Source organism: Mycobacterium syngnathidarum (assembly GCF_001942625.1).
Classification (GTDB): Bacteria; Actinomycetota; Actinomycetes; order Mycobacteriales; family Mycobacteriaceae; genus Mycobacterium; species Mycobacterium syngnathidarum.
In genome coordinates, this window is sequence record NZ_MLCL01000033.1 from 48411 (window position 1) to 63667 (window position 15257).

General features: G+C 67.2%; 13 protein-coding genes. 10 read left to right on the top strand and 3 right to left on the bottom strand.

Features of this window, described 5'->3' with window-relative positions:
• Positions 1-43 precede the first annotated feature (43 nt).
• From BKG60_RS10760 to BKG60_RS10770, 3 genes are read left to right on the top strand one after another with little or no spacing between them, the layout of a single operon-like run.
• Entirely contained in the window at positions 44-2755 is a 2712-nt protein-coding gene (locus tag BKG60_RS10760) for a circularly permuted type 2 ATP-grasp protein (RefSeq protein WP_075909637.1), read from the top strand.
• A complete protein-coding gene (locus tag BKG60_RS10765) occupies positions 2752-3681 on the top strand; it encodes a transglutaminase family protein (protein ID WP_070186892.1) in 930 nt (309 codons plus the stop codon). The genes BKG60_RS10760 and BKG60_RS10765 overlap by 4 nt, the downstream gene beginning before the upstream one ends.
• Positions 3674-4699 (top strand): zinc-binding metallopeptidase family protein, encoded by a 1026-nt coding sequence (locus tag BKG60_RS10770; RefSeq protein ID WP_070186891.1) that lies wholly within the window; start codon positions 3674-3676, stop codon positions 4697-4699. Before BKG60_RS10765 ends, BKG60_RS10770 begins: the two co-directional genes overlap by 8 nt.
• Here BKG60_RS10770 and BKG60_RS10775 read toward each other — a convergent pair.
• Positions 4686-6002, bottom strand: a complete 1317-nt coding sequence (locus BKG60_RS10775; protein WP_207549534.1) for a serine hydrolase domain-containing protein — start codon at positions 6000-6002, stop codon at positions 4686-4688. The genes BKG60_RS10770 and BKG60_RS10775 overlap by 14 nt on opposite strands.
• Before the next feature lie 57 nt (positions 6003-6059).
• On the opposite strand from BKG60_RS10775, the gene BKG60_RS10780 reads away from it, so the two are divergent.
• A complete protein-coding gene (locus tag BKG60_RS10780; protein ID WP_070186890.1) occupies positions 6060-6896 on the top strand; it encodes a DUF3097 domain-containing protein in 837 nt (278 codons plus the stop codon).
• Positions 6897-6940: 44 nt separating this feature from the next.
• Positions 6941-8290: a replication-associated recombination protein A gene (locus BKG60_RS10785; RefSeq protein ID WP_070186889.1), complete on the top strand. Its 1350-nt coding sequence runs from the start codon at positions 6941-6943 to the stop codon at positions 8288-8290.
• Positions 8291-8350: 60 nt separating this feature from the next.
• On the opposite strand, the gene BKG60_RS10790 is transcribed toward BKG60_RS10785, so the two are convergent.
• Together BKG60_RS10790 and BKG60_RS10795 are read right to left on the bottom strand one after the other, a co-directional pair.
• Positions 8351-8659 carry a GlsB/YeaQ/YmgE family stress response membrane protein gene (locus BKG60_RS10790; protein WP_070186888.1) on the bottom strand — a complete coding sequence of 103 codons (309 nt, stop codon included), beginning with the start codon at positions 8657-8659 and terminating at the stop codon, positions 8351-8353.
• 89 nt (positions 8660-8748) lie between these two features.
• Positions 8749-9369, bottom strand: a complete 621-nt coding sequence (locus tag BKG60_RS10795) for an antibiotic biosynthesis monooxygenase (protein WP_070943625.1) — start codon at positions 9367-9369, stop codon at positions 8749-8751.
• 128 nt (positions 9370-9497) lie between these two features.
• On the opposite strand from BKG60_RS10795, the gene BKG60_RS10800 reads away from it, so the two are divergent.
• From BKG60_RS10800 to BKG60_RS10820, 5 genes are all read left to right on the top strand, one after another.
• A complete protein-coding gene (locus tag BKG60_RS10800; protein WP_171055152.1) occupies positions 9498-9887 on the top strand; it encodes a secondary thiamine-phosphate synthase enzyme YjbQ in 390 nt (129 codons plus the stop codon).
• A 107-nt stretch (positions 9888-9994) separates the two neighbouring features.
• Positions 9995-12685, top strand: coding sequence for an alanine--tRNA ligase (alaS, locus tag BKG60_RS10805; protein WP_070943627.1), 2691 nt, complete (start codon positions 9995-9997; stop codon positions 12683-12685).
• A gap of 4 nt (positions 12686-12689) precedes the next feature.
• Entirely contained in the window at positions 12690-13208 is a 519-nt protein-coding gene (gene ruvX, locus BKG60_RS10810) for a Holliday junction resolvase RuvX (protein WP_070943628.1), read from the top strand.
• On the top strand, positions 13201-14445 hold the full coding sequence (locus tag BKG60_RS10815; protein ID WP_070943629.1) for an endolytic transglycosylase MltG: 1245 nt from the start codon (positions 13201-13203) through the stop codon (positions 14443-14445). The genes ruvX and BKG60_RS10815 overlap by 8 nt, the downstream gene beginning before the upstream one ends.
• Positions 14423-15256: a shikimate dehydrogenase gene (locus tag BKG60_RS10820; protein ID WP_070943630.1), complete on the top strand. Its 834-nt coding sequence runs from the start codon at positions 14423-14425 to the stop codon at positions 15254-15256. Before BKG60_RS10815 ends, BKG60_RS10820 begins: the two co-directional genes overlap by 23 nt.
• Position 15257: the final 1 nt, after the last annotated feature.

Below are 15257 nucleotides of genomic sequence, written 5' to 3' on the forward strand. Positions count from 1 at the left end.
CAGCAAGCCGGGATCTTCGCCGGTTGCGTACCGTCCTTGACTGATGGTTCTTCGCGCGAACGGCTCACCGGAGTCCGCTCAGGCCACCGGTGTTGCCCTGGACACCGGTGCGAGTCGCGCCGCCGACGGGATCGACGTCGACGGGTTGCTGGCCGCCTACCGCCGGTCCGGGGCCCAACGCGCGTTGTTCGACGTGCGCGACGCCGGCCTCGGCGCCGGATACGACGAGTTGGTCGATGTGTCGGGCAACGTCCGGCCGGCTTGGAGCGAGTTGGCGGCGGGGATCGGTGAGCGTGGTCGTGACGGCCTGGACCGGCTGCGCGCCATGGTGCGCGGTCTCGTCGACAACGACGGCATCACCTACATCCAGGTGGATCGCCACGGGGAGGTCGTCACCGACGACGACGGCACCGCGGTGCCGGGACCCTGGCACCTGGATGCGCTGCCGCTGATGCTCTCGGCTGCCGATTGGGACTGCCTGGAATCGGGGCTGGTGCAGCGGTCACGGCTTCTCGACGCGGTGCTGACCGATCTGTACGGCGCGCGCCGTTCGCTCACCAGCGGGGTGCTCCCGGCGCAATTGTTGTTCGCTCATCCGGGATATCTGCGGGCCGCGCGCGGCATCGTGGTGCCCGGCCGCCATCAGTTGTTCCTGCACGGCTGCGATGTCAGTCGCGGCGCCGATGGTGCCTTCATGGTGAACGCGGATTGGACCCAGGCGCCCTCGGGTGCCGGTTACGCCCTGGCGGATCGCCGTGTCATCGCACACGCCGCCCCCGACCTGTACGAGCGGGTCGGTCCGCGACCCGCCTCGCCGTGGGCTCAGGCGTTGCGATTGGCGCTTCTGGACGCGGCTCCCGAGGCGGCCGAGGAGCCGATGGTTGTGGTGCTCAGCCCCGGGATCCACTCCGAGACCGCCTTCGACCAGGCCTATCTGGCCGGTGTGCTCGGCTTCCCGCTGGTGGAGAGTGCCGATCTCGTGGTCCGCGACGGCACGCTGTGGATGCGGTCGCTGGGCACGCTCAAGCGCGTCGACGTCGTACTGCGGCGGGTCGACGCCGACTATGTCGATCCGCTGGACCTGCGCCCCGATTCCCGGCTCGGCGTTGCCGGCCTGGTGGAGGCGTTACGTCGCGGATCGGTCACGGTGGTGAACACGCTGGGCAGCGGGATTCTGGAAAGTCCCGGTCTGGCACGGTTTTTGCCGCAGCTGGCCAGGCTGTTGCTGGACGAGACACCGCAACTGCCGACCGCACCGATGTACTGGGGCGGAGTCGACATCGAACGATCCCATCTGCTCACCAAGTTGTCCTCGCTGTTGGTCCGGCCGGTCAACGGCGGCGCCACGATTGTCGGGCCGATGCTGGCGGCGGCCGACCGAGAGGACCTGGCCGCCCGTATCGAGGCCGAGCCCACGCGGTGGGTGGGCCAGGAGTTGCCCCAGTTTTCCACCGCGCCGACCAATTACCGATCCAAGGGGCTGTCGCCAGGAAACGTCGGCATGAGGTTGTTCACCGTCGCTCAGCGCGGGGGATATGCGCCGATGATCGGTGGACTCGGCTACGTCGTCGCCCCGGGAAGCGCCGCCTACCGAATGAACACCCTTGCCGCCAAAGATGTTTGGGTGCAGACACCGCAACGCGTCACCGCCGAGCGAATCCCGACGGTCTCGGTCGAACCGGTTTCCGTGGCGACGGTGCCCAGCCCGACCCGGGCGGTCAGTTCGCCGCGGGTGCTCTCGGACCTGTTCTGGATGGGCCGTTACGCCGAACGCGCCGAGAGCATGGCGCGGCTGCTCACCATCACCCGGGAGCGCTACCACGAATACCGCTATCGCCGGGATCTTGAGGAAAGCCAGTGTGTCCCGGTCCTGCTGGCGGCGATCGGATCCATCACCGGCACCGACACCGGTGACGCCGCCGATGCCCACGAGATGATCTCGATCGCCCCGACCACACTGTGGTCGGTCACCGCCGACCGGCATCGGGCGGGATCGCTCGCGCAATCGGTGGAACGCCTCGGTCTGGCAGCCCGGGCGGTACGCGACCAGATGTCCAACGACACCTGGATGGTGCTGGCCGGTGTCGAACGTGCGGTGTTGCAGCCCTCGGCCGTCCCGCCCCAATCGCCCAATGTCGCAGAGGCGTATCTGGCGACCGCGCACAGCCAGACCCTGGCCGGGATGTTGGCACTGTCCGGAGTGGCCGCCGAATCGATGGTCCAGGACGTGGGCTGGACCATGATGGACCTCGGCAAGCGCATCGAGCGCGGGCTGGCGCTCACGGCTTTACTGCGCACCACGTTGACCGCGGGGCGCGGTGCGGCAGCCGAACGCGCGGTGGCCGAGTCGGTCCTGGTGGTGTGCGAATCCTCGGTGATCTATCGGCGGCGCAACCCCGGCCGGATCAGCATCGCCGCGATCGCCGAACTGCTGCTCTTCGATGCCGAGAACCCCCGGTCGCTGATCTATCAGTTGGAACGCATCCGGTCCGACCTCAAGCCGTTGCCCGGAGCATCGGGATCCTCACGTGCCGAACGTCTGCTCGACGAACTGGTGACCCGACTGCGTCGACTGGATCCGGCGGATCTCGAAGAAATCACCGCCGGCGGGACTCGGGCGGAATTGGCCGACCTGCTCGACGGGGTGCACTCCGGTCTGCGGGAGCTCTCGGGTGTCATCACCGCGGCGCACCTGTCCCTACCCGGCGGGATGCAACCGTTGTGGGGGCCCGATGAACGGCGGGTGGTGCCATGACCGGTCCGGCCGGCGCGACGGCGACCCGCTGCCATGAGATCACCCACCGCACGGTCTATCGCTATTCCGACGATGTCACCAGCTCGTACGGGCGCGGCTTTCTCACCCCACGTGAGCTGCCGTGGCAACGCTGCCTGTCCCACGAGCTGGTGATCGACCCGGAGGCGGCCGACAGCTCCACCAGCCGCGACTCCTACGGCAACATCAGCTCGTATTTCCACGTCACCGAGCGGCACCGCACCCTGAGCATCACCAGCCGCTCCGTGGTCGAGGTGGATCCACCTGCGCCCGAACACTATTCGGGTGCCTCGGCGAGGGCGCCGTGGGAGCTGGCCCGCCCGGTGGGCGGCGATGGCGCACTGGCCGCCGAATTCGCCCTCGACCTCGCGCAGGCGGAGATCACGGACGCGGTCCGCCAGTACGCCGCACCCAGCTTCGTGCCCGGGCGGCCGCTGATCGAGGTGCTTGGGGACCTGACGTCGAGGATCTACTCCGACTTCACCTATCGGTCCGGGTCGACGACGGTGTCCACCGCGGTGGCCGACGTGCTGGCGGCCCGGGCGGGGGTATGCCAAGACTTCGCCCGGTTGGCCATCGCCTGTCTGCGGGCCAACGGTCTGGCTGCCAGTTACGTCTCGGGCTATCTGGCCACCGATCCACCGCCCGGCAAGGAACGCATGATCGGGATCGACGCCACACATGCCTGGGCGTCGGTGTGGACACCGCAGAACGTCTGGCTGGGAATGGATCCCACCAATGACCAGATGGTCGACGAGCGCTACATCGTGGCCGGCTTCGGCCGCGACTACGCCGACATACCTCCGTTGCGGGGCATCATCTACACCGATTCTCTCAGCAGCGTGATCGAGGTGTCGGTGGATGTGGCGCCGTGTCCGCCCGATCGAGGGGGGTTGTTGCATGCGTGATTTCAACTGCCCGAGGTGCGGCCAGCGGCTGGCGTTCGAGAACTCGCTGTGCTTGTCGTGTCGCAGCCCGCTCGGGTTCTCACTCGATGACATGGCGTTGCTGGTGATCACCGATGAGGGCCAAGGCGGCCATACCGGTGCGGTCGACGCGAATCAATATCGGCTGTGCGCGAATCTGCATCTGGCCGAATGTAATTGGCTGGTGCGCGTCGGTGACGATCCGTTGTGCTTGTCGTGCCGGCTCACCAGAACCCGGCCCGACGACACCGATACCGAGGCGTTGGCGTCGTTCGCCGAGGCCGAGCGCGCAAAGCGCCGGCTCATCGCCGAACTCCACGAATTGAAGTTGCCGATCGTCAGCCGTGCCGAGGATCCTCAGTTCGGGCTGGCGTTCGATCTGCTCTCCAGCCAGTTCGAGAAGGTGTTCACCGGCCATCACAACGGCGTCATCACCCTGGATCTCGCCGAGGGCGACGACGTGCACCGCGAGCAGTTGCGGATCGCGATGGAAGAGCCGTACCGCACGCTGCTCGGACACTTCCGCCATGAAATCGGGCACTACTACTTCTATCGACTGGTGGCCCCGTCACGGGACTACTCTGCGCGGTTCGCTGAGTTGTTCGGAGATCCGGACGCCGACTACCAGGCCGCGCTGGACCGGCACTACAACGACGGCCCTGAGCCGGGTTGGGAGGACGACTTCGTGTCGTCGTACGCGACCATGCACGCCGCCGAGGACTGGGCCGAGACCTTCGCCCACTATCTGCACATCCGCGACACCCTCGACACCGCTGCGGCATTCGGGTTCGCGCCGTCGGGGGCCACGTTCGGCCGACGGCTGCTGGGTCCGGCCGGGTTCGACACCATCGTCGCCATGTGGTTGCCACTGGCGTGGTCGCTGAACATGGTGAACCGGTCGATGGGCCACGACGATCTATACCCGTTCGTGTTGGCTCCGGCGGTCCTGGAGAAGATGCGGTTCGTTCACAGCGTCGTCGACGAGGTCACCGCCGGTTGAGTTCGGCTGCTATGGCGCCGAACATCAGTGCCGTCTCCAGCGGCAGGGTGTTGAAGGCGGGCTCGGCCTGCGGCCACGTCGACCATTGCACGATGACCAGTTTCTGTCGTTGATCGACCATGATCACCTGGCCGAATATCCCCAAGGCCCACAGGTTTTCATCCATCCCGGCGGTTCGGGGTGGACTCACGTCGCCGGCGTCGGCGGCGATGCTGTTGTTCCACCACTGATAGCCGTAGGTGCCTTCGGGGTGGCTCGCGGTCACCGAACCGCGGGCAGTCGTCCACGTCCGCGCGTCGCGCACCCACCCCTCGGGCAGGGTGTCGGTGCCGTCGGGCAGCTCACCGTTACGCATCACGTACAGCCCGAAGCGTCCCCAGTCGGTGAGGGTGGCATTGAACCCGTGCCCGCCCATGTCGTGACGGCCCAGTTCGTAGGAATGCCAGACCCCGTCAGCGGCCATGCCGAACGGCTTCCAGATCTTGTCCTGCAGATACGTGGCCAGATTCGTGCCCGTGGCCTTCTCCAGGAGATCACCGAGCAACCAGGCTCCGCCGGTGGTGTAGGACCACACCTCGCCCGGGTTGACGCCGGGCTTTCGTTCGAGCCCGTGCACGAGTGAATACACACAACGGTAGGTGTCGTCAGCGGCTTCACATGCGGTGAGTTTGGCGAAATCCGATCCCGGATCGGTGTAATCCTCGTTCCACTCGACGCCCGAGGTGTGCGTGATGAGCTGGCGCACGGTGACGCCGTCGAACGCGGTGCCGACGAAATCGGGCTCGTACTTCGTCACGGGGTCATCGAGGGATCCGATCGCGCCTTCCTTCACCGCGACACCGACCAGCGTGGACACCACCGACTTGCCGACCGATCGTGACGTCCACAGCGTCGAGGCGTCGTTCCCGGCACCGTAATGCTCAAAGGCGATCTCGCCGTCTTTGAGCACCAGCATCCCGGTGACGCTCTGGCGGTCCAGGTAATCGCCGAGGTCGTGGGCGACGCCGTCGACGGTGTAGGACGCGGCCGTCAACTGGTGATCTGCCTTGGGCAGCGGAAACGGATCGCCGTGGCGGAACACGTCGCCGGGGTAGGCCCGGTAGTCGTTGCGGAATCCGACCACCCGCTGCGCCTGATTCCAGGTGAGCATGTCCGCGACGTCTGGCAGGTCATGGTCGATGGGCTTGGGACACACCGTCATTCCCGGCACGCCGCAGTCCGGTGATGCTTGCGGGCCGCACGCACTCGCCGAGAACGTCAACACCAGCGCCGACGCGGCTGCGAGCGTGCGAGTTAACAGCACGGTCACGATGGTATGTCGCAACGCCGGCTTCGGATCAGGCGTTTCTAGGATCGCCGCGTGAATGATCGCTACGGTTCCGACATCCTGTCCCGAAACCCGCACACTCCGAAGCTGACTCGATCGAAGGAACAGCCCGCGGAGAAGGGCCTGGTCGTCGAGGATGCCCAGAGCGGGTACGTGGGTGCCGTGGTGCGGATCGAAGGTGGCCGAGTCGAACTCGAAGACCGCCGGGGCAAGGTGCGGGCATTCCCGATGGGGCCGGGTTTCCTGATCGACGGCAAGCCGGTGAGCCTCGTGGTGCCCAAACGGACGGCGGCGCCGGCCCGTACGGCGTCGGGATCGGTGGCGGTACCGAACGCCAAGGCCCGGGTCGCGCTGGCCAGCCGGATCTATGTGGAAGGCCGCCACGACGCCGAACTCGTCGAACAGGTCTGGGGCGCGGACCTTCGCATCGAGGGTGTCGTCGTCGAATATCTGGGCGGCGTCGATGACCTGGTCGACATCGTCGCCGAGTTCACGCCCGGTCCGGGTCGACGACTGGGTGTGCTGGTCGATCACCTGGTCGCCGGGTCCAAGGAAGCACGGATCGCCGAGGCGGTACGGCGCGGCCCGGGCGGGGAGCACACCCTGGTGGTCGGGCACCCCTTCGTCGATATCTGGCAGTCCGTCAAACCTGCCCGGCTCGGGATGAAGGCCTGGCCGGCGATCCCGCGCAACATCGAGTGGAAACACGGCATCTGTGAGTCGCTCGGCTGGCCGCATCATGATCAGGCCGACATCGCCCGGGCCTGGCAGCGGATCCGCGGGCGGGTGCGGGACTGGAACGACCTGGAGCCCGCGTTGATCGGCCGGGTCGAGGAGCTCATCGATTTCGTGACCGCACCGGCTTCGTGACCGCACCGGCCTGGTTCGTCGCTCCGGCGTGGTAAGCAGAAGGCGTGTCCGACAGCTTGTTCGACGTGCCAGGTGAGCCCGCAGCCGCGGGCCCCGGTGCGCCGGCCCCCGCCTCTGCGCCGCTGGCGGTGCGGATGCGCCCCGCCGGACTCGACGAGGTGCTCGGCCAGAACCATCTGTTGCAGGCGGGCTCGCCGTTGCGCCGCCTGGTGGAGGGATCCGGTGCCGCGTCGGTCATCCTCTACGGCCCTCCGGGCACGGGCAAGACCACCCTGGCCTCGCTGATCTCGCAGGCCACCGGCCGCCGGTTCGAGGCGCTGTCGGCGCTGAGCGCAGGGGTCAAGGAAGTCCGCGCGGTCTTGGAAAAGGCGCGCATCGCGCTCGTTCATCACGGCGAACAAACCGTGCTGTTCATCGACGAGGTGCACCGGTTCTCCAAGACGCAGCAGGACGCGCTGCTGGCGGCGGTGGAGAACCGCGTGGTCCTGCTGGTCGCCGCGACCACGGAAAACCCGTCGTTCTCGGTCGTCGCGCCACTGCTGTCGCGCTCGCTGATCCTGCAGCTGCAGCCGCTCGGCCCCGAGGACATCGGCACCGTGGTGCGCCGCGCGCTGACCGATCCGCGCGGGCTCGGCGGTGCCGTCGAGGCCACGGACGAGGCCGTCGACCTGCTGGTGCGGCTGTCCTCGGGAGACGCCCGTCGTGCGCTGACCGCCCTGGAGGTCGCCGCTGAAACCGCAGGCGGTCCCGGCGGCACCATCACCGTGGAGATCATCGAGCAGTCCCTGGACAAGGCCGCGGTGCGCTACGACCGCGACGGCGATCAGCACTACGACGTGATCAGCGCGTTCATCAAGTCGGTGCGTGGATCCGATGTCGATGCGGCGTTGCACTACCTGGCGCGGATGCTGGTCGCGGGGGAGGACCCGCGATTCGTGGCGCGCCGGTTGATGATCCTGGCCAGCGAGGACATCGGGATGGCCGACCCCACCGCGCTACCGACCGCGGTGGCCGCTGCCCAGACGGTGCAGCTGATCGGGATGCCCGAGGCGCAGTTGACGCTCGCCCATGCCACGGTCCACCTGGCCACCGCGCCGAAGTCCAACGCGGTGACCACAGCGCTCGGGGCGGCGATGAATGACATTCGCGCAGGCAAGGCCGGCTTGGTGCCGCCGAACTTGCGGGACGGTCACTACTCAGGAGCGCAGAAGCTCGGCAACGCCGTGGGATACAAGTACGCTCACGATCATCCCGACGGTGTTGTGCCACAACAATATCCACCCGACGACCTGGTGGGAGTGGACTACTACCAGCCGACGGGTCGTGGCTTCGAACGTGAACTCGCCACCCGGGTGGACAAGCTACGGGCCATCATTCGTCGGGCCCGGCGCTGATCCACACGAAAACCACGGTCCCAGTTGAGGTTCAACTGGGACCGTGGCGCGGCGAGTCGGTCAGCGCAGCAGGCCGGACCGTCGGTGACCGAAAACCCCTGTCCTTCCGCGCCCCATGAACGCGGACACCAGGGCCACACCGATGGCGGCGACGATGACCTGGACGAGCAATTCGAGCCAGTCGATGCCGCTGGTCATGGTCGGGATGCCGAGCGCACGGGCTATGGCACTGCCGATGAATGCCGAAACGATTCCGACCAGGATCGTCACCAGAATCCCGATAGGTTGTCTGCCGGGGACGATCAGCCGGCCGATCAGGCCGACGACGATGCCGATCAAGATCGCGCTGATGATGCCGGTGATGGTCATTTTCTCCTCCAGGGCTGTCTTGGCGTGGAGGGGAGATACCCCGGGCTCGGACCAGCCAAACGGTGCCGTCAATTCTGGAGGAGCCCGGGTCAGGCCATCTCGGGGACCCGCAGGTGGGCGAGCGCGAGCTCGAACTCTCCGACATCGATCTGATCGGCGCTCAAGTCACGTAGACGGGCGGTGCGTAGCGCCCTGGCCTGATCACGGTTGTGCTCCATCGCTTCGGCGCTGTCGAACGTGGCCGAGGACACTGCCCGTCCCGAAGCCCTGTCGAGCATGAGGCTGGCGCTGCAGAAGCCCTCTAGGTCTTCCATTGCCGGCAGCACCGAGGTGCGGTAGAAGTCCACGGCCCGGTCGAACAGTTCGGGGCGGGTTCGCAGCCAGGTGGCCCGCACGCAGGCGCCGGAGCCCGAATATTGCTCGCGGTGGACCACCGCGATCTCCCATTCGTCGACAGTGGCGGTTCCGGCGAATGTCTCCACCACGCGATGGCGCAGCGGTGCGACTGCGGCGGCGCTGGCGTGCATGGCGTCTTCGGTCCGCCACGCCGTCGTCAGGATGCACTCGCCGGATTCCCGGTTGACCATCAGCGACAGGCCCACACAGCCCTCCACATCGTCGAGGGCAGGCATCACTTCGTCGCGAACATGGGCGATGCCGGCATCGATGGCCTGGGTGCGCGCTGCGATCGTGGTTGAACGTGCGAACACGATCCACCTCTTCCCTGCCAGGGCGGCGCCCCGGTGGCGCCACCGGTTCCACCTCCACCTTCCTCCGGTGTGTCGCGGCGGGCAATGGTGTGGCGACAGACTCGTAGGCTGGGTGGATGGATACCGACGTGATCGACGTGGACACCTCGCGGCAGCGCATCGTCGATCTCACCGACTCGGTGCGCGAGTTCTGTGGCCCGCACCGCGATGGGTTGTGCAACGTGTTCGTGCCGCACGCCACGGCGGGTGTAGCCATCATCGAGACCGGTGCCGGCTCCGACGACGACCTGCTCGATACCCTGGAACGGTTGTTGCCCCGCGATGATCGTTACCGGCACAGCCACGGATCGTTCGGCCATGGTGCCGATCACGTGCTGCCCGCGTTGGTGTCGCCGTCGGTGACGTTGCCGGTCCAGGCGGGGCGCCCCCTGCTGGGAACCTGGCAGAGCGTGGTGCTGGTCGACCTGAACCGCGACAACCCGCAGCGCAGCGTCCGGCTCAGCTTTCTGGGGCAGTGACGCTCGTCGCCTTTTCGGAGCGAACACGCAGAACGGTAATGTAAAGCGGTCGAACTGGTGGTTGCCGCGCAACCCCAGCCACCCACGAACACGAGGACACGAGCAACGTGCAGACACACGAGATCAGGAAGCGCTTCCTCGATCATTTCGTGAAAGCGGGCCACACCGAGGTGCCCAGCGCATCGGTGATCCTCGACGATCCCAACCTGTTGTTCGTCAACGCCGGCATGGTGCAGTTCGTGCCCTACTTCCTCGGTGCCCGCACACCGCCGTGGGATCGCGCCACCAGCGTGCAGAAGTGCATCCGGACCCCTGACATCGACGAGGTGGGCATCACCACCCGGCACAACACCTTCTTCCAGATGGCCGGAAACTTCTCCTTCGGCGACTACTTCAAGAAGGGCGCCATCGAGCTGGCCTGGACCTTGTTGACGAACCCGGTCAGCGAGGGCGGCTACGGATTCGACCCGGAAAAGTTGTGGGCAACGGTCTATCTGGACGACGACGAGGCGATTCAGCTCTGGCAGGAAGTCGCCGGGCTGCCGCTTGAGCGCATCCAGCGCCGCGGCATGGCCGACAACTACTGGTCGATGGGCATTCCCGGACCGTGTGGACCGTGTTCGGAGATCTACTACGACCGCGGCCCCGAATACGGCATCGAGGGCGGCCCCGAGGCCAACGAGGATCGCTACATCGAGATCTGGAATCTCGTGTTCATGCAGAACGAACGCGGTGAAGGCAGGTCGAAGGACGACTTCGACATCCTCGGCCCGTTGCCGCGCAAGAACATCGACACCGGGATGGGTGTCGAGCGCATAGCGTGCCTGCTGCAGGACGTCGACAACGTGTACGAGACCGATCTGGTGCGTCCGGTGATCGACTTGGTCGCCGGGATCGCGCCGCGCGGATACGGCGCCGGTAACCACGAGGACGACGTGCGCTACCGCATCATCGCCGACCACAGCCGTACCGCGGCCATCATCATCGGCGACGGGGTCAGCCCCGGCAACGAGGGCCGTGGCTATGTGCTGCGCCGCCTGCTGCGTCGCATCATCCGCGCGGCCAAGCTGCTCGGCGTCGAGCAGCCCATCATGAGCCAGCTGATGACCACGGTGCGTGACGAGATGGGGCCCTCCTACCCGGAGCTCGTCAACGACTTCGAGCGCATCAACCGCATCGCCGTCGCGGAAGAGACCGCGTTCAACCGCACATTGGCCGCCGGCTCACGACTGTTCGACGATGCCGCCCGCACGACGCGCGCCGCCGGAAAGTCCACGCTGTCCGGCAGCGATGCGTTCACCTTGCACGACACCTACGGTTTCCCGATCGACCTCACGCTGGAGATGGCGGCCGAGGCCGGCCTGTCCGTCGACGAGCAGGGTTTCCGGACACTGATGGCCGAGCAGCGTCAGCGCGCCAAGGCCGACGCCGCCGCCCGCAAGCAAGCCCACACTGACCTGTCGGCATACCGCGAGCTGGTTGACGCCGGCCCCACCGAATTCACCGGTTTCGACGAATTGACTTCCGAGGCAAGGATTCTCGGGATCTTCGTGGACGGCAAGCGCGTGCCCGTGGTGGGGCACGAAGGCCTCGAGGCCGACCGTGTCGAGCTGATCCTGGACCGCACTCCGTTCTACGCCGAGTCCGGTGGGCAGATCGCCGACGAAGGCGCGATCACCGGGACCGGAAGCTCGGAGACCGCCAAGGCGGCCGTCACCGATGTGCAGAAGATCGCGAAAACCCTGTGGGCGCATCGGGTCAACGTGGAATCCGGCGAGTTCGTCGAGGGCGACACCGTGGCCGCCGCCGTCGATCCCAAGTGGCGCCACGGCGCCACCCAGGGGCACTCCGGAACCCACATGGTGCATGCCGCGTTGCGGCAGGTCCTGGGCCCCACCGCCGTTCAGGCCGGTTCGCTGAACCGCCCCGGCTATCTGCGGTTCGACTTCAACTGGCAGGGCGCGCTCACCGATGACCAGCGCGCACAGATCGAAGAAGTGACCAACCAGGCCGTCGAGGCCGACTATCAGGTGAACACCTTCATCACCGCGCTGGACAAAGCCAAGGCGATGGGCGCGATGGCGATGTTCGGGGAGAACTACCCCGACCAGGTGCGGGTGGTCGACATCGGCGGGCCGTTCTCGCTCGAACTGTGCGGTGGCACCCATGTGAGCAACTCGGCCCAGATCGGCCCGGTGACCATCCTCGGAGAGTCCTCGGTCGGGTCCGGTATCCGACGTGTCGAGGCCTACGTCGGCCTCGAGTCGTTCCGCCACCTGGCCAAGGAACGGGCACTGATGGCGGGGCTGGCCTCATCGCTCAAGGTGCCCTCCGAAGAGGTGCCTGCCCGGGTGGCGAACCTGGTCGAGCGTCTCAAGGCCGCCGAGAAGGAACTGGAGAAGGCTCGGCTGGCCAACGCGCGGGCCGCGGCGGCCAATGCGGCCGCCGGTGCCGAGACGATCGGCAAGGTCCGGGTTGTCGCGCAACGGATGGCCGGGGGCATGTCGGCCGGTGATCTGCGCAGCCTGGTGGGTGACATCCGGGGCAAGCTCGGTGCCGACCCCGCAGTGGTGGCGCTGATCGCCGAGGGCGAGAACGACGCGGTGCCCTTCGTGGTCGCGGTCAACCCGGCGGCGCAGGATCTGGGGCTGCGCGCCAACGAGTTGGTCAAACCGTTCAGCGCGGCGGTCAACGGCCGCGGCGGTGGAAAAGCGGACATGGCACAAGGTTCCGGTAAGGGGGCGGCGGGTATCGACGCGGCATTGGCCGCGCTGCGCGCCGAGATCGGCCGGGGCTAGCTTCGTGTCCGACACGGTCGACGACCGCCTACCGGACCGTCCGGGGGACGACGACCCCGGCCGCGGGCGCCGCATCGGCATCGACGTCGGGACCGTGCGGATCGGCGTGGCCAGCTGTGATCCCGACGGGATACTGGCCACCCCGGTCGAGACCGTCCAGCGGGACAAGCGGGACCGCTCGGGCAAGCACCTGCGCAGACTGGTGAAGTTGGTCGCCGAGTACGAGGCGGTCGAGGTGGTGGTGGGGCTGCCGCGCACACTCGCCGACCGAGCCGGCAGCTCAGCTCTCGACGCCATCGAGATGGCGGAGCTGCTGGCGCGTCGAATCGCTCCGATACCGGTGCGATTGGCCGACGAGCGGCTCACTACTGTGACGGCTCAGCGGTCGTTGCGCGAGGCGGGGGTTCGGGCAGAGGGACAGAAGGCGATGATCGACCAGGCCGCTGCGGTGGGCATTTTGCAGAGCTGGCTGGATCAGCGACGTGCGGCCCTGGCTGCGCGCGGAGAGGGCATGGATGGCTGAGAAGTGGGGTGCCGACAAAGCGAAGCCCGAGGCGATCGGACCACCGCGACGTGGGCTGAGCAAGGCTGAGCGGGCTCGCAAGGCCCGCAACGACCGCAGGCGACGCGCCACCAGGGGCTTGTCTATCACCGCACTCATCGTGGTGATCATCGGTGCGGTGTTCCTGGGTTCCAAGCTGTGGCACAGCATGTCCGGCAGCGCCAACGACTACGCGGGTGACGGTGTGGCCGACGTCGTGGTCCAGGTTCACGACGGCGATTCCACGACCGCCATCGGAAAGACCCTTCAGGGCAAGAAAGTCGTCGCCACCGTCAAGGCCTTCGTCGACGCGGCGCACAAGAACGAGGCGATCTCGGCGATCCAGCCCGGGTTCTACAAGGTGCGCACCGAGATCCCGGCGGCCAATGCCGTTGAGCGGCTGGCTGATCCGGAGAGCCGGGTGGGCAAGCTCACCATCCCGGAGGGACGTCAGCTCGACGACACCTCCGATGTGAAGACCAAGGCCGTCACCGACGGCATCTTCACGCTGATCTCGAAGGCCTCCTGCGTCGAGCTCGACGGCAAGAAGCGTTGCGTCCCGGTCGACGCGTTGCGGGCGGCCGCACAGACGGCACCCGCGGCCGCGCTGGCGGTGCCCGACTGGGCGGCCGCTCCGGTCGCCGCGATGCCGAACGACCATCGGCGGCTGGAGGGCTTGATCGCACCGGGCACCTGGAATGTCGATCCCGCGGGATCGGCGCAGGACATCCTGTCCAATCTGATCGCAGGTAGCACCACCGTCTACACCCAGAGCGGTCTGCTCGACACCGCCGCGGCAATGCAGATGTCGCCGTATCAGATCCTCACCGTCGGATCCCTGGTGCAACGCGAAGCCAAACCACAGGACTTCGCCAAGGTCGCCCGGGTGATCTACAACCGGCTCGCCGAGCACAGCAAGCTGGAGTTCGACTCGACCGTGAACTACCCGCTGGATCGCCAGGAAGTGGCGACCACCGATGAAGACCGGGCCGAGGTCACCCCCTGGAACACCTACATGAGTCAAGGACTTCCACAGACGCCGATCTGCTCACCTGGCGCCGATGCCCTGGCCGCCGCCGAGCGTCCGGCGGACGGGGACTGGCTGTACTTCGTGACCATCGATCTGCAGGGCACCACGCTGTTCACCCGCGACTATGAGCAACACCTGGCCAATATCGAACAGGCACAACACAACGGTGTCCTCGACAGTGCGAGATAGCCGAGACAGCGGAGGCCGCCGCGCGGCTGTTCTGGGCTCGCCGATCACCCACTCCCGCTCGCCGCAGCTACATCTGGCCGCCTACCGGGCGCTGGGCCTGCCGTCATGGACCTATGAACGCATAGAGTGCACGGCTGAACAACTGCCCGGCCTGGTGGGTGCCCTGGGCCCCGAGTGGGTCGGATTGTCGGTCACCATGCCGGGCAAGTTCGCCGCCCTGGAGTTCGCCGATCAGCGCACCGACCGGGCCCAGTTGGTCGGCTCGGCCAACACCTTGGTGCAGATGCCCACCGGCGGCTGGCGCGCCGACAACACCGATATCGACGGTGTCATCGGAGCGCTCGGCGCCGCCGGTGCCGCTGCACTGGTGATCGGATCCGGCGGCACCGCCCCGGCAGCCGTGGTGGCGCTGGCCGAGCTGGGGGTTCAGCGGATCACGATCGTGGCCCGCGACGAGGGCAAGGCATCGCGATTGGTGGAGTTGGCCGGCCGGTGCGGTGCGCAGGCCAGCTGGTGCGACATCGGCAGCAGCGCCTTGACCGATGCGGTCGCTGCGGCCGACGCGGCGGTCAGCACCATCCCGGCCGACGCTGCCGCCGCCTACGCGGGCACGCTCGCCGCGGTGCCGCGGGTCCTCGATGCCATCTACGACCCGTGGCCGACGCCGTTGGCCGCGGCCGTAGAAGCCGCAGGGGGCGAGGCGATCAACGGATTGCAGATGCTGCTCAATCAGGCTTTCGCGCAAGTGGAGCAGTTCACCGGGATGCCGGCACCCAAAGATGCGATGAGGGACGCGCTGCTGCGGCCTTAGC

What these genes read in the sequence shown, in the direction of transcription:
- BKG60_RS10815 (WP_070943629.1), top strand. Translation starts at nt 13,201, where the DNA reads ATGGCTGAGAAGTGGGGTGCCGACAAAGCGAAGCCCGAGGCGATCGGA.
- BKG60_RS10790 (WP_070186888.1), bottom strand. Translation starts at nt 8,659, where the DNA reads ATGACCATCACCGGCATCATCAGCGCGATCTTGATCGGCATCGTCGTC.
- BKG60_RS10760 (WP_075909637.1), top strand. Translation starts at nt 44, where the DNA reads ATGGTTCTTCGCGCGAACGGCTCACCGGAGTCCGCTCAGGCCACCGGT.
- BKG60_RS10765 (WP_070186892.1), top strand. Translation starts at nt 2,752, where the DNA reads ATGACCGGTCCGGCCGGCGCGACGGCGACCCGCTGCCATGAGATCACC.
- BKG60_RS10770 (WP_070186891.1), top strand. Translation starts at nt 3,674, where the DNA reads ATGCGTGATTTCAACTGCCCGAGGTGCGGCCAGCGGCTGGCGTTCGAG.